Origin of the sequence: Streptomyces sp. W1SF4 (assembly GCF_003950035.1) — a bacterium.
Taxonomy (GTDB): Bacteria; Actinomycetota; Actinomycetes; order Streptomycetales; family Streptomycetaceae; genus Streptomyces; species Streptomyces racemochromogenes.
The window spans coordinates 1,978,460-1,991,590 of record NZ_CP034350.1 but is presented as its reverse complement, the minus strand read 5'-3'; the positions used below and the strand labels follow the sequence as shown (position 1 = coordinate 1,991,590).

Genomic DNA, 13,131 nt, shown 5'->3' with positions numbered 1-13,131 from the left:
CGGGAGGGGGACACCGCCTAGGGTGCTGACCATGCTGAAAGTGGGCCTGACAGGCGGAATCGGTGCCGGCAAGAGCGAGGTCTCCCGGCTGCTGGCGGGGTACGGGGCGGTCGTCGTCGACGCCGACCGCATCGCGCGGGAGGTCGTGGAGCCGGGCACGCCCGGGCTCGCGGCCGTGGTGGAGGCCTTCGGGGACTCCGTGCTCACCGCGGACGGGCGGCTGGACCGGCCCAAGCTGGGGGCGGTCGTCTTCTCCGACCCGGCGAAGCTCCAGACCCTCAACGCCATCGTGCACCCGCTCGTCGGGGCCCGGTCCGCCGAACTGGAGGGAGCCGCGGGACCTGACGCGATCGTGGTGCACGACGTACCGCTCCTCACGGAGAACGGCCTCGCCCCCCTGTACGACCTCGTCGTGGTCGTGGACGCCGCCCCGGACACGCAGCTGGCCCGGCTGACCGCGAAGCGCGGGATGAGCGAGGAGGAGGCCCGCGCCCGGATGGCCGCCCAGGCCACGCGGGAGCAGCGGCTGGCGGTGGCCACGCTCGTGATCGACAACGACGGGCCGCTGGAGGCGCTGGAGCCCCAGGTACGCAAGGTCTGGGCGGAGCTCACCGCGCGCGCCGCGGCGGAATAGCCGCAGCGGCGGAAGGCGTTGAACGCGCCCGTAGAGGGAAGGGAAGACAACGTGTCCGACACCACGCCCCCGCCGCCGTCCACCGGACCTGGACCCGCATCCGGATCTGCCGGGTCGTCGGGGTCCGCGAGCCCCGAGACGCACGTCATCGACTACCGGGCCGCCGAGCAGCTCCTCGCCGCCCGGGACCCGCGCGGCGCGGTACGGCTGCTCGACTCCGTCATAGCCGCCCACCCCGAGAACACCGCCGCCCGGCTGCTGCGCGCCCGCGCCTTCTTCGCAGCCGCGCAGCTGCGGCCCGCGCAGCTGGAGTTCGAGCTGGTGCTGGAGCGGGAGCCGGACAACGCCTTCGCCCACTTCGCGCTCGCCCGCACCCACGAGCGGGCCGGGCGGGCCGAGCAGGCGCGCCGCCACTTCCGGCTCGCCGCCGCCCTCGACCCGCAGCCCGAGTACCTGGCGGCGGCCCGCTTCGACGGCTAGGCCGTGTCTTTCGGATCTTGCCGGTTAAGCCCGCGTTGTCCGGTGCCGTGCATCGGCGCGTTGGCGGGGCGCCCTTGTACTGGACGTACTCGGGTGCTCCGCCAACGCGGCGAGGTGCGGTGCCGGGCGGCGCGGGTCTGGGGGTACCTCCCAGCGGTAGCTGGGGGAGCAAGATCCGGAAGACACGGCCTAGGCCGTCCGCGTCCGCCTAGCGGGTGTGCGGGGGTTCGTACGGGGGGACGTCCGGGCCCGGCTGGTAGTGCGGGCCCTGGTGGATGTGCCGGATCACGACGGCCAGGTCGACGGCGGCCACCAGCGCGAGGGCCGCGCAGGCGGCGGCCCATCCGGGACGGCCGGCCAGCGAGAACGCGGCCGCCCCGCCGCCGGCCCAGAGCAGCCCCCACAGGCTCAGCCAGAACCGCAGCCGCAGCGGACTGCGGGCGGTCACCGGCTCGTTTCCGGTACGCATGGCCATCGCCTCACCTCGGGGTAGAGGCCTCGGTTCCATGGTCCCACCGGGGAGCCGGCGACGGGAGCCCGGGCTCAGGGGTTGAGCTTGTTCACGGCCGTCGTGGTCGTCTTCTTGAAGGCCGCCACGGGGGCGTCGGGCAGGTTGCCCATCTGGCCCCACTTCACGACGGTCACGGTGGAGCCGTCGCGTCCGATCCCGTACAGGTGCACGCCCGGCTCCGAGTCGGGGATGGACGCGCCGACGCCGTAGACGTGTGCGCCCTCCTCGACGGCCAGCTTCCCGTAGTCCTGCCAGGAGGCCGTGCCGCCCGGGTTCGTACGCAGCCAGTCGGCGGCGCAGGCGGCGACCTTGCGCTCCAGGGCGGTGGCGAGCTTCGCGGCGGCGGCGTCGGACGCGGCGCGCACGGAGATCTGGACGGCGCCGGTGTCGAACTCGGTGCCGAACGCGCGGTGCCAGCTGCCGGCCGCCGGCAGCACCCCGTCCAGGCAGAACGGCGCGTCCTCGGGCAGCCCCTTGGTGATCTTGCCGGGGTGCCAGGGGGAGGAGGGGTGCGGGGGGAGGTCGGTGCCGTTCAGGAAGCCGGGGGCGGTCGCGGCGGTGGCGGTGCCGGAGGCGGTGAGGGCGAGGGCGGCCGCCGCCGCGAGGGCGGTGGCCACGAGGGCCGGGACGCGGGTGGTGCGGGTGGTGCGGGTGTCGGTGGGTCGGAACACGGTGTCTCCCCGTAGAGCGGTACGTGCGGTCGTTGTCCGAACAGCCTTCCCCGGCCGGGGGCGTTGGGCCACCGTTTGCGGCGGAACCGGGACACTGGAACGGCTGTACGTGCCGTCACCTGGGGGAACACCCCTGGGGTGGAACGGAGTCATGGGACGGGGGAGCGGCGTGGCCGAGCCGGAGACCGAGGAATTCGCGCGCCTGATGCGGGAGCTGAAGGAGCGTGGCGGGCTGAGTTACGGGGTGCTCGCGAGGCGGCTGCACACGAGCACCTCGACGCTGCACCGGTACTGCGCGGGGGAGGCGGTGCCGGCGGAGTTCGCCGTGGTGGACCGCTTCGCCCGGGCCTGCGGGGCCACCCGGGAGGAGGCGCTGGCCCTGCACCGCGCCTGGCTCCTGGCCGACGCCCGCCGAGCGGCGGGCCGGGGCCCGTCGGGGGCGGCGGCCGAGCCCGGGGGCCGGGCCGGGGCCGGGGCGGAGGCGGGGGGTGCGGCCGGGTCCGGGTCCGGAGGGCGGGACGGGGGCGAGGGTGCGGCCGGGGCCGAAGCGGAGCCCGGGGCCGCGTCCGGAACCGGCAGCGCGGCAGCGGCCAGTGCGGGGGCCGTGACGGGGGTGGGTGCCGGGGGCGGGACGGAGCCCGGGGACGGTTCCGGGGTGGATGCCCGCGCAGGCGCCGCGGAGGGTTCCGGCGTGGGGGCCCGGGGGGGTGCCGGGGGTGGGACGGAGCCCGGGGAAGGTGCCGGGGCGGGGGCTGCGGATCCCGGGGCTGGAGCTGGAGCTGGAGCCGGGGCCGGGGTGGATTCCGGGGGCGGCGACGGGGGGCCCGGGGCGGCGGGCGCGGGGCGGGGTGGGGCGGGGTACCGGCGGCGGGTCGTGGGGGTCGGCGGGGTGGTGGCGGTTGCCGTGGCCGCCGTCGTGCTCGCGGCGGCCGGGCCCTGGCCGCGGACCCCGCAGGCGGGGCCGGTGGCGGGTTCGGCCGCGGGGGCCGGGGACGTGGCCGGGGTGGGGTCCGGGGACGGGGCGGGGGTCACCGGCCGTCCGGGCGGACCGGCGGGTTCGGCCGCACCGGGCGGGCCCACCGGGTCGGCGAGCGCGAGCCCGCCGGCGACGACACCGCCCGCCCCGAGCCGGGGGACGGCCACGGCCACGGCCGCGCCCCCGCCCGGGCCGGTGGTGACGCCGCTCAGGGCCGCCGTCCGGTCCCACGTGTGGGCCGCCGGCTGCGACCACGCGTACCTCTCCGACAGGGCCCCGGAGTCCGTCCCCGCACCGCCCGTGGAGGCGGACGCGCCCGCCTGGGCGCGGGCGCAGCGGGCCGTGCACGCCGGGAGCCAGACCGTCGAGGTCACCCTGCACGGCACCGGGGACCAGGCCGTCGTGCTCCAGGGGCTGGAGGTGCGGGTCACCGGCCGCCGGACCCCTCCGGCCTGGAACGTCTACCAGATGTCCCCGGGCTGCGGCGGGGGCCTCACCCCGGCCGGCTTCGCCGTGAACCTGGACGCGCCGCGGCCCCTGGCCCGGCCCCTCGCCGGCAACGACTCCGGGACGCGGCTCCCCGCGCCGGCCTTCCCGCTGCGCGTCTCGGCGGCCGACCCGGCCGTGCTCCGGGTGACCGCGGCCGCCACGGGCTGCGACTGCGACTGGTACCTCGAACTGCGCTGGAGCGGACCCGGCGGGTCCGGCACCCTCCGCCTGGACGACGACGGCGTGCCCTGGCGCACCAGCGCCGCCACGGGCCGGCCCGCGTACGGCTTCGCGGGCGAACTCGGCCGCTGGTCACGCTGACCGTCCCCCCTCCGGTGCCCGGCGGGCGTATCCGCAGGTCAGCGCCCGTTGTCAGTGGGGCCGCCTAGACTCGGCGGCAGTGGAACCGCCATGACCGGGCGGAGCCGAGCGCCAGGGAGGGGGGACCCCGTGACCGCGCAGCCGCCGCCGCAGCAGCCGTTGCTGCGCCGCGCCGCCGTGTTCCTCCCCGCCGCCGTACCCCGGGAGGGGCGGGTGGCGTTCTGGTGCCCGGAGGGGGACCCGCTGCCCGAGCTGGGGAGCCCGCATCCGCTGAAGGTGGTCCGGCCGCACGGGGACGGCGTCCGCACGCGCACGGTGCCCGCGGTGGCGCTGTCGGTGGCCGCCGCCCTGCCCGTGCTGGTGCGGGCCGCCCGCAGTCCCGCCGCGCATCCCGCCACCCGCGCCTGGGGCACCGCCGCCACGCAGGCCCTGTCCCTCGCCGCGCGGGGCCGCCTGCTGCCCGGGCTCACGGCCGACGGGGTCGACGCCTGGCGTGCCGGGCCGCTGGACGCCGAGGACGTCGGCTACCTGCGCGCCGTCGCGGCCGCCCTGCCGTACGAGGCGTACGCCACCCCGCTCGCCGGACGCCGCCCGACGGCCCTGCCCGAGCCCGAGGCCCTGGTCCGGGCCTTCCTCGACGCCGTCGCCGACGTGCTGCCGCGCACGCCGGCCGCGCCCTTCGCCTCCGGGCGCCCGTTCGCGGCCCGGGAGCCGCAGCGGGTGCCGGGGATACGGGAGTGGGCGGCGCAGGTCGCGGCCGGCGCCGATGCCGGGGTGGGGATCTCGCTCCGGCTCGACCTGTCCTCCTTCCGGCTGTTCGACGAGGCCGAGCCGGAGGACGTACGCCGCGCCGGAGCGGCCGTGGTCCAGGTGCACAGCCTGGCCGATCCGACCCTGGTCACCGACGCGGGCCTGCTGTGGGCCGGCGCGGCGGCGTCCGGATTCGGCCCGCGCGCCCGGATCGACGCCGTGCTCGCGCTGCGCCGGGCGGCCCGGGTCTGGCCGCCCCTGCTGCGCCTGCTCGACCAGCCGGTGCCGGACGCCCTCCCGCTGTCGGACCCCGAGCTGGAGGACCTGCTGGGCACCGCCGCGACCAGGCTGGCGGCGGCCGGGGTGCCCGTGCACTGGCCGCGCGAGCTGGCCCGTACGCTCTCGGCGACCGCCGTCGTCCGGCCGGCCGCGCCCGGCTCCGCGACCGACGGCACGGCCTTCTTCGACGCGGCGGCCCTGTTCGCCTTCTCCTGGGAACTGGCCCTCGGCGGGGACCGGCTCACCCCGGGGGAGATGGATGCGCTCGCGCAGGCCCACCGGCCCGTGGTGCGGCTGCGCGACCAGTGGGTGCGGGTCGATCCCGAGCTCGTGCGCAAGGCCCGCAAGCGGGAGCTGGGCCTGCTGGACCCGGTCGACGCGCTCGCCACCGTACTGAGCGGCGAGGCCGAGGTCGGCGGTGAGACGGTGCCGGTGGTGCCCGTCGGCGCGCTGGCCGCCCTGCGGGACCGGCTCACCGGGGAGCTTCCCCCGGTCGCGCCGCCCCCGGCGCTGAAGGCGGTCCTGCGGGACTACCAGCTGCGCGGGCTGGCCTGGCTGGACCTGATGACCTCGCTCGGGCTGGGCGGCTGCCTCGCCGACGACATGGGCCTGGGCAAGACGGTCACCCTGATCGCCCTGCACCTGCACCGGGCCCGCCCCGAGCCCACCCTCGTGGTCTGCCCGGCGTCGCTGCTGGGCAACTGGCAGCGGGAGATCGAGAAGTTCGCCCCCGGGACACCGGTGCGCCGCTTCCACGGCGCGGGCCGCAGCCTCGACGGGCTGGAGGAGGGCGGCTTCGTCCTCACCACGTACGGGACCATGCGCGCGGCCGCCGCCCGCCTGGCCGGGCAGGGCTGGGGCCTGGTCGTCGCGGACGAGGCCCAGCACGTCAAGAACCCGCACTCGGCGACGGCCAAGGCGCTGCGCACCATCCCGTCGCCGGCCCGGGTGGCCCTCACCGGGACCCCCGTCGAGAACAACCTCTCCGAGCTGTGGGCGCTGCTCGACTGGACGACGCCGGGACTGCTGGGCCCGCTCACCACCTTCCGGGCCCGGCACGCCCGCCCGGTCGAGCACCAGCAGGAGGAGGACGGGGGCAACGAGGCGGCGGTGGCCCGGCTGGCCGCGCTCGTCCGGCCGTTCCTGCTGCGCCGCAAGAAGTCCGACCCCGGCATCGCCCCCGAGCTGCCCCCGAAGACGGAGACGGACCATCCGGTGTCCCTGACCCGCGAGCAGGTCTCCCTCTACCAGGCCGCGGTGGACGAGGCGATGGCCGTGATCGAGGGCAGCGAGGGCATGGAGCGGCGCGGCATGATCATGAAGCTGCTGGCCTCGCTCAAGCAGATCTGCAACCACCCGGCGCAGTTCTTGAAGGAGTACGGCCTGAAGGAGTACGGCCTGAAGGAGGGCGCCGTGGCGGGTGCCGCGGCGCCCCGCCTCGCGCACCGCTCGGGCAAGCTGGCCCTGCTCGACGAGCTGCTGGACACGATCCTGGCCGAGGACGGCTCGGTCCTGGTGTTCACCCAGTACGTGACCATGGCCCGGATCCTGGAGCGGCACCTCGCCTCCCGGGGCGTCCTCTCGCAGCTCCTGCACGGCGGCACCCCCGTGCCCCGCCGCGAGGAGCTCGTCGACCGCTTCCAGTCCGGTGAGGTCCCCGTCTTCCTGCTGTCGCTCAAGGCCGCGGGGACGGGCCTCAACCTCACCCGCGCCGGGCACGTGATCCACTACGACCGCTGGTGGAACCCGGCGGTGGAGGAGCAGGCCACCGACCGGGCCTACCGCATCGGCCAGACCCAGCCCGTCCAGGTGCACCGCATCATCGCCGAGGGCACCGTCGAGGACCGCATCGCGGAACTGCTGGAGGCCAAGCGGGCGCTGGCCGATGCCGTGCTCGGCTCCGGCGAGGCCGCGCTGACCGAGCTGACGGACCGCGAGCTGGCCGACCTCGTCTCCCTGCGGAGGCCGGTGTGATCACCGCGCGGGACGACCGCCGCCGCACCTTCGAGACCGTGCCCGCCGGGGTGGAGGCGGCGACCTGGTGGGGCCGGGCCTGGGTGGCCGCGCTGGAGGAGCGCGCGCGGGACGCGGCCCGCCTGCGGCGGGGGCAGGCGTACGCCGCCGAAGGGCATGTCGACGCGGTCACGGTGACACCCGGCCGGATCGTGGCCTACGTCCGCGGCAGCCGGGCCCGCCCCTACCGCACCGAGCTGACCCTGCCCGTCTTCGCGGACGCCGAGTGGTCGGCCCTGCTGGAGGCGCTGGCCGCCGACCCGTCGGCCCTCGCCGCGCTGCTGGAGCGGGAGGTCCCGCAGTCCCTCGCGGAGACCGTGCTGCCCGGTGCGGGCGAGCTCGCGGCGCGCTGTTCCTGCCCGGACACGGTGCTGCCGCCCTGCAAGCACGCCGCGGCCCTGTGCTACCGGGCGGCCCGGCTCCTGGACGCCGACCCCTTCGTCCTGCTGCTCCTGCGCGGCCGGGGCGAGCGCGAGCTCCTCGACGAGCTGGCCCGGCGCAACGCCGCCCACGCGGCGCGCGAACAGCCCGGTGCGGCGCCGGACTTCCCCGGTGTCCCGGCCCGGGCGGCACTCGCCCGCACCGGCCTGCCCCTGCTGCCCGCCCCGCTCGCCGCTCCCGCCGTCGCGGGCCCGCCGCCCGCCTACCCCGCCGATCCGGCCGCGCCGGACCCGCTGGCGCTGGAGCAGCTCGCCACGGACGCGGCCGCCCGTGCGCTGGCTCTGCTCGCCACGGCCGAGGATCCCGTCGGCGGGCTCACCCTCTGGCAGGACGCCGTCCGGCTGGCCTCGGCGCACCCCACCTCGGGCCTCACCGGCACCGCCCGCACCCTGTACCGGGACCTGGCCCGCGCCACCGGCCGCAGCACCACCGACCTGGCGCGGGCCGCCGCGGCCTGGCGGCAGGGGGGCCTGCCCGCGCTCACCGCGCTCGACGAGCCCTGGGACCCCCCGGCCGGGCCCTTCGACCGGGCCCGGCCGGCCCTGCTCGCCGCCGGGCAGGGCTCCTTCCGCCCCGACCGCAACCGGCTCACCGCCCGCGGCCGTCAGCTCCGCCTGGGCCGCGAGGGCCTGTGGTACGCCTACGAGTCCCGCCCGGACGCCGACGACTGGTGGCCCACCGGCAGCCCGTCGCCGGATCCGGTCACCGCCCTGCTGCGCTGACCTCGCCCGCCCAGGCGGACAGGGCCGCGAAGTCCCGGTCGCGCAGGCCGTGGCGGGGATGGACGCGCAGCAGGAGACTCGGTGCCGGGTGGTGGGCGCAGACCCAGGCACGGTCCTGCGGGGTGATCATGTCGTCGACCCAGGCGAAGGGCCGGCCGGCCGCCCAGTCGAGCAGTGGGCGGGTCTTCCAGGAGAGGCCGTCGGGGTCCTTGGCGAAGAGTTCCGGCCACTCGACCACGGGCAGGTCGGCGGGGAGTCCGATGTGCGGGGAGATCAGGGTGTTGGCCTGGTGGGTCCAGGCCGTGGCCCAGGTCAGCTCGAAGGGCAGGGCCTGGAGCCGGGCGCCGTGGGAGGGGTGCAGGCGCACCCGGACGCCTCGCCGGGCCTTGCGGGACTCCGGGTCGCGGTAGGAGAGCCAGACGTCCGGGCGCATCCGGTGGCTGGTGTAGCCGCGCAGACCTGCGAAGAGGGACCGGAACGGGTTGAGCGGGCCGTCCACGTCGAGCAGCAGGAGCGGTCGTTCAGTCATGAAGTAGGCACTACCCAGTACACGATGGAGTGAAATGCCTACCGGCTCTATAACCCGAACGGGTTTACCGCGTTGTTTCCGGTACGGGCCCGATGGCCCTGAAACCCTCCGGAAGGCAGGAAATCTGATGCGTCACACTCGTCGGAACGGCTTGATCGCGGCGATGGTCGCGGGTGGCGGACTGGCGGTCGCGGGGGTGGGCGGCTTCGCGTACGCCGACGCCGACGCGGGCGGGCAGACCGAGCGCTCCCCGGGGCTGCTGTCCGGGAACCTGGTGCAACTGCCCGTGCACGCCCCGGTGAACGTGTGCGGGAACACGGTCAGCGTGGTCGGCGTGCTGAACTCCGCCGCCGGCAACGGCTGTACCAACACCGCTGCGGGCGGGGGGAATCCGGACCCGCGGCCCTCCCATCCGTCGAAACCCGGGTCCGGGGGGCACGGGGGAGGGGCGAGCGCCGAGGGGAGCGGAAAGGGTTCCCCCGGGCTGCTGTCCGGCAACGGCGTCCAGCTCCCGGTGGACCTCCCGCTGAACGTCAGCGGCAACTCGGTGAACGTCGTCGGCGTCGGCAACGGCTCCCACGGGAACACCTCCGTGAACGGCGAGCCCCCGACCGGCGGCAAGCCCGTGCAGCCGCCCGCCGTGCAGCCGCCCGCCGTGCAGCCGCCGGTCGCCCAGCGGCCGGTCACCCCGCCGGCCCCGCCCGCTCCGCGGGACCCGTCGGCCCTGGCCCACACCGGTTCCGACGGGCTCGGCTACCTGGTGCCCGGCAGCGGCGCCCTGCTGCTCGGCGGGGCGCTCCTCTACCGCCGCTTCCGCCTCAGCTGACGCCCCCCGTACGCCAGCCGTCGAGGATCGCGTCGATCCGCGCCGCCAGCCGGGCCCGGGCCGCGAACCGGGGCACCCCCGCCATCAGCAGCGCGTCGTACTCGGTGTCGGTGTGCCGCACCGCGGCCCGCACCGCGACCGACACGGCCTGCTCGTCGAGCGCCCGGCCGGCGGCGGTACGCCCGACCCGGCCGCTGCCGCGCAGCGAGGCGTGGGCGGCGATCGCCTGGGCCCGGTCGGCCGGGCAGCCGGGGAACAGGCGCCGGATCTCGGCCGCGAAGGCGGCGGTGAACCGGACGTCCTCGGCCGCGCGGCGCTGCCGGTCCCGCTCGCGGCGGCGGGCCCGGGCATCGGCGTCGGCGAGGCAGGCCCGCTCGGCGCGGGCCAGCGCGGCGTCCTCCACCAGCAGCCCCTGGCGTTCGTAGCGGCGGCGGCCCTTGTGCCTGCGCACCACGACGGCGTGCAGCGAACTGCCCTCCCGGGCCCGGCGGGTGAGCGCCGTGTCGCCGCGCGGCAGGTAGACGAGATGGCCCAGGTCGGCGCAGTCCAGGCAGCGGGGCACGCCGGATTCGCGGACGAGGTGCCGCAGCGGCCCCCGTCGGCACGCGGCGCAGTGGATCGGCTTCAGCGACTCGAAGACGACGAGACTCATGCCGTTGTGATACCGCCCGCCGAGCCCTATATCACCTGACGCGGAAGGGTTGTTGGTCTTTCATAAAATCCGACTGGAAGTCATGAGGTCTGTCTACCGTGAGCCCCTGGCGAGGAGGAGCACATGGGTGGACGACAGGCGACGGTACGGCGCCCCGGAGCCGCGGCGGCGGCGCGCGAGACGGGGCCCTCGGGCCTCACCGGCCGGGAGGTCGTCATAGCCCCCGGCGGCTGCACGGGATGGCACTACCACCACGTCCCGCTGATGGCGGTGGTCAAGTCCGGGACCCTCACCCGCATCCTGTCCGACGGCACCGTGGAGGTGCACCCGGCCGGCGCCACCTTCGTCGAACCGGCCGGTGCCGGCCACGTACACCTCGGCCGCAACCTCGGGACCCGGCCCGTCGTCCTCCAGATCACCTGCGCCCTCACCGAGGACGACCCCTGGTCGGTGGCCGCCCCGGCCCCCCGGGGCGCCGTGCCCTGCGGCTGTCCCCAGGACCCCCGGTGCACCGCTCAGACGAGCCGGCGTATCTCCCCGCGCACCCGGTAGAAGCCCCCGCTCGCCGCGTGCAGCCCGTCCACCACGTACCGGGCGCCCGCCTCCCGGATCCCGCGCGGGAACTGCACGTTCCAGCCGTGCTCGAAGCCGTCCGAGACCACCTGCACCCGCATCCGCCCGCCCTGCTGGACGCACTCCACCACCACACCGCCGGCCGGCACCGCGGCCACCGAGACCGTGGCCACCGCCGACGCGGACGCCGCCGGGGTGAACACCGGCAGCGCGGCCGCCGACTTCACGTCCACCGCGGTCGGGACCGAACCCTGCTGGGCCGCGGCGATGGCCGCACCGCTCGCGTCCACGCACACCAGCGACCCGTCCGTGGTGACCAGGTACAGCCGCTCGTCCAGGTACTGCATCGACAGGGCCGAACCCCCGCCGGTGCCCAGCTTCCACAGCCGGCGCCCGTCCGCGTCGAAGCAGTACACCGACGAGGAGGAGTCGCCGGCGAAGACGTGCCGGCCGTCCGGGGACGTCGCGCACGAGTACACCGCCGCGTCGCACGGGTACGAGGCCTCGACCCGCCCCGTCGCCTTCGACAGGCGCTGCACGGTGTTGCGCACCGTGCCCGCGTACACCGCGTGCTCCTCCTGCCAGCCGAACAGCACCCCGCCGGGCGTCGCGGTGTGCCACAACTGCCCCGTGCCGTCGGCCGCGTACGCCGTCACACCGGCGCTGTGCCCGTGGTAGACGGCCCGCTCGTCCGCCCGGACCATCCAGGCACCGGTACCGGAGGACTTCCGCGACCACTGGTGCTCGTCCTCGTGGTCGATGACCGTCAGGCCGCCGCCCGCGTCGGAGACGTTGAGCACACCCTCGTGGATGTCGAGCCAGTAGATGTCCACGTCCGCGGCTATCCCGTACGCCCCGAACGGCACCTTCGACGACAGGTCGTACACCGTGCCGTCGTCACAACCCGCGTATATCCAGAACTCGTCCGCCACCAGGCACTTCACCCCGTCCGGCAGGGAGTAGCGGGCCAGCACCTCGCCGCCGTGGCTCAGCGTGTAGACGTCCCCCGCCTGGTTGCCCACCCAGCAGCGGTCCTCGTCCACGTGGATCCCGAAGGCCGAGGAGCCGGTCCGGAAGCGCCACAGCACCGGCGCCACCGCGCGGGCCGTGGACGGAGCCGACGCCACCTGCCGCCGCGTCACCGACCGGGCGGCGCGCGCCCCCCGCACCGCCGGCGCGTACCCCTTGCGGACCTTCTCGCCGATCTTCTTGGCGGCCGCCGCGCGGGCCTTCTCGGCCGTCGGGAACGAGGAGCTCTGCAGCTGGCCGGCCGCGCCGATGCGGCCGTAGCGCACCGAGACGCTCACGCCGTCCACGGTCACCTCGTAGAACTTGTGCGCCGCGCCGTCCTCCTGCGACAGCTCCAGATACGTCGTCTCCCGAGCCATGACAGACCCCTCCCCAAGAGCAGGGCCGCCGGCTCTTCTCCACCGGTGATCCCTCGTGAAAAACGTTAGGGCGCACCACTGACAATGGGCTCGTGAAGCTGGAAGCGATCACCTGGCAGCGGATGGCCGAGCGGCTCGCCGGCCACCTCGGCGCGCCCGCGGCGGGCGACACCTGGCAACGGGTCGGCATCGACGGCGCGCCCGCGGCCGACACCGGGGTCCTGGCGGAGGAACTGGCCGGGGCGCTGCGCTCGCGCGGCCGGGCGGTGCTCGTGGTGGCCGCCGGGGGGTTCCTGCGGCCGGCCTCGCTGCGGTTCGAGTACGGGCGCGAGGACGTGGACGCGTACCTCCAGGGCTGGTACGACACGGGCGCGCTGTGGCGCGAGGTGTTCGGCCCGACGGACCCCGGGGGCAGCGGGCGGGTCCTGCCCGACCTGTGGGACCCCGTCACCGACCGGGCCACCCGCAGCCCGTACACCGAACTCCCGCCGGGCGCGGTGGTGATCGTGCACGGGCCGCTGCTGCTGGGGCACTGGTTCCCGTTCGACCTGAGCGTGCACGTCAGCCTCTCGGCGGGGGCGCTGGGGCGGCGGACGCCGGAGGCCGAGCGGTGGACGCTGCCGGCGTTCGCCCGGTACGCGCGGGACACGGACCCGGCCTCCGCGGCCGACGTCCTCGTCCGCGCGGACGACCCCCTCCACCCGGCCTGGACCGGCCTCCCGCCGACCTAGCGCCGCCGCTGCGCGAGCCGGGTCCCCTACCCACCCTTCGCCCGTTCCCCGGGGCTCCGCCCCGGACCCCGCGCCTCAAACTCCCCCAGCTACCGCTGGGAGGTGCCCCCAGGCGGGGCTGGATTTCGCGCAGCGAAATTCCAGC

Annotated in this window: 13 protein-coding genes; 8 read left to right on the top strand and 5 right to left on the bottom strand. The window is 76.3% G+C overall.

What is annotated here, in order from left to right:
- Positions 1 to 31: 31 nt before the first annotated feature.
- Positions 32 to 634 (top strand): dephospho-CoA kinase, encoded by a 603-nt coding sequence (gene coaE / locus D1J60_RS09345; protein WP_125820790.1) that lies wholly within the window; start codon positions 32 to 34, stop codon positions 632 to 634.
- 147 nt (positions 635 to 781) lie between these two features.
- Positions 782 to 1,114: a tetratricopeptide repeat protein gene (locus D1J60_RS09340; RefSeq protein ID WP_125823940.1), complete on the top strand. Its 333-nt coding sequence runs from the start codon at positions 782 to 784 to the stop codon at positions 1,112 to 1,114.
- A 208-nt stretch (positions 1,115 to 1,322) separates the two neighbouring features.
- Here D1J60_RS09340 and D1J60_RS09335 read toward each other — a convergent pair whose 3' ends face one another.
- Together D1J60_RS09335 and D1J60_RS09330 are read right to left on the bottom strand one after the other, a co-directional pair.
- A complete protein-coding gene (locus D1J60_RS09335) occupies positions 1,323 to 1,583 on the bottom strand; it encodes a DUF6343 family protein (protein ID WP_185899614.1) in 261 nt (86 codons plus the stop codon).
- A gap of 74 nt (positions 1,584 to 1,657) precedes the next feature.
- Positions 1,658 to 2,296, bottom strand: coding sequence for a hypothetical protein (locus tag D1J60_RS09330; protein ID WP_241253196.1), 639 nt, complete (start codon positions 2,294 to 2,296; stop codon positions 1,658 to 1,660).
- Positions 2,297 to 3,200: 904 nt separating this feature from the next.
- Here D1J60_RS09330 and D1J60_RS37980 point away from each other — a divergent pair.
- The 3 genes from D1J60_RS37980 to D1J60_RS09315 all read left to right on the top strand — a co-directional run bounded on the left by D1J60_RS37980 (position 3,201) and on the right by D1J60_RS09315 (position 8,287).
- Positions 3,201 to 4,082 (top strand): hypothetical protein, encoded by an 882-nt coding sequence (locus D1J60_RS37980; RefSeq protein WP_241253195.1) that lies wholly within the window; start codon positions 3,201 to 3,203, stop codon positions 4,080 to 4,082.
- A gap of 129 nt (positions 4,083 to 4,211) precedes the next feature.
- The gene (locus tag D1J60_RS09320; RefSeq protein WP_241253194.1) at positions 4,212 to 7,085 is read left to right on the top strand and encodes a DEAD/DEAH box helicase; all 2,874 of its coding nucleotides are present in this window, start codon (positions 4,212 to 4,214) and stop codon (positions 7,083 to 7,085) included.
- Positions 7,082 to 8,287, top strand: coding sequence for an SWIM zinc finger family protein (locus D1J60_RS09315; RefSeq protein WP_125820786.1), 1,206 nt, complete (start codon positions 7,082 to 7,084; stop codon positions 8,285 to 8,287). Before D1J60_RS09320 ends, D1J60_RS09315 begins: the two co-directional genes overlap by 4 nt.
- On the opposite strand, the gene D1J60_RS09310 is transcribed toward D1J60_RS09315, so the two are convergent.
- The gene (locus D1J60_RS09310) at positions 8,268 to 8,816 is read right to left on the bottom strand and encodes a hypothetical protein (protein ID WP_125820785.1); all 549 of its coding nucleotides are present in this window, start codon (positions 8,814 to 8,816) and stop codon (positions 8,268 to 8,270) included. The two genes, D1J60_RS09315 and D1J60_RS09310, sit on opposite strands and share 20 nt — an antisense overlap.
- Positions 8,817 to 8,943: 127 nt before the next feature.
- Between D1J60_RS09310 and D1J60_RS09305 the strand changes: the two genes are divergently transcribed.
- A complete protein-coding gene (locus D1J60_RS09305; RefSeq protein ID WP_206436505.1) occupies positions 8,944 to 9,642 on the top strand; it encodes a chaplin in 699 nt (232 codons plus the stop codon).
- Here D1J60_RS09305 and D1J60_RS09300 read toward each other — a convergent pair.
- Entirely contained in the window at positions 9,635 to 10,294 is a 660-nt protein-coding gene (locus tag D1J60_RS09300; protein ID WP_125603383.1) for a DUF2293 domain-containing protein, read from the bottom strand. The two genes, D1J60_RS09305 and D1J60_RS09300, sit on opposite strands and share 8 nt — an antisense overlap.
- Before the next feature lie 123 nt (positions 10,295 to 10,417).
- Here D1J60_RS09300 and D1J60_RS38830 point away from each other — a divergent pair, with 123 nt between their 5' ends.
- Complete coding sequence (locus tag D1J60_RS38830) at positions 10,418 to 10,846, top strand: cupin domain-containing protein (protein WP_125603382.1); 429 nt, start codon at positions 10,418 to 10,420, stop codon at positions 10,844 to 10,846.
- Here the strand turns inward: D1J60_RS38830 and D1J60_RS09290 are convergent.
- Positions 10,810 to 12,255 carry a WGR domain-containing protein gene (locus tag D1J60_RS09290; RefSeq protein ID WP_125820784.1) on the bottom strand — a complete coding sequence of 482 codons (1,446 nt, stop codon included), beginning with the start codon at positions 12,253 to 12,255 and terminating at the stop codon, positions 10,810 to 10,812. The genes D1J60_RS38830 and D1J60_RS09290 overlap by 37 nt on opposite strands.
- Before the next feature lie 92 nt (positions 12,256 to 12,347).
- Here D1J60_RS09290 and D1J60_RS09285 point away from each other — a divergent pair, with 92 nt between their 5' ends.
- On the top strand, positions 12,348 to 12,986 hold the full coding sequence (locus tag D1J60_RS09285) for a uridine kinase (protein WP_125820783.1): 639 nt from the start codon (positions 12,348 to 12,350) through the stop codon (positions 12,984 to 12,986).
- Positions 12,987 to 13,131 lie beyond the last annotated feature (145 nt).

Bases quoted from the DNA above. Each gene is read 5' to 3' on its own strand.
- coaE (WP_125820790.1), top strand. From the start codon at position 32: ATGCTGAAAGTGGGCCTGACAGGCGGAATCGGTGCCGGCAAGAGCGAG.
- D1J60_RS09335 (WP_185899614.1), bottom strand. From the start codon at position 1,583: ATGCGTACCGGAAACGAGCCGGTGACCGCCCGCAGTCCGCTGCGGCTG.
- D1J60_RS09310 (WP_125820785.1), bottom strand. From the start codon at position 8,816: ATGACTGAACGACCGCTCCTGCTGCTCGACGTGGACGGCCCGCTCAAC.
- D1J60_RS09305 (WP_206436505.1), top strand. From the start codon at position 8,944: ATGCGTCACACTCGTCGGAACGGCTTGATCGCGGCGATGGTCGCGGGT.
- D1J60_RS09300 (WP_125603383.1), bottom strand. From the start codon at position 10,294: ATGAGTCTCGTCGTCTTCGAGTCGCTGAAGCCGATCCACTGCGCCGCG.
- D1J60_RS38830 (WP_125603382.1), top strand. From the start codon at position 10,418: ATGGGTGGACGACAGGCGACGGTACGGCGCCCCGGAGCCGCGGCGGCG.
- D1J60_RS09290 (WP_125820784.1), bottom strand. From the start codon at position 12,255: ATGGCTCGGGAGACGACGTATCTGGAGCTGTCGCAGGAGGACGGCGCG.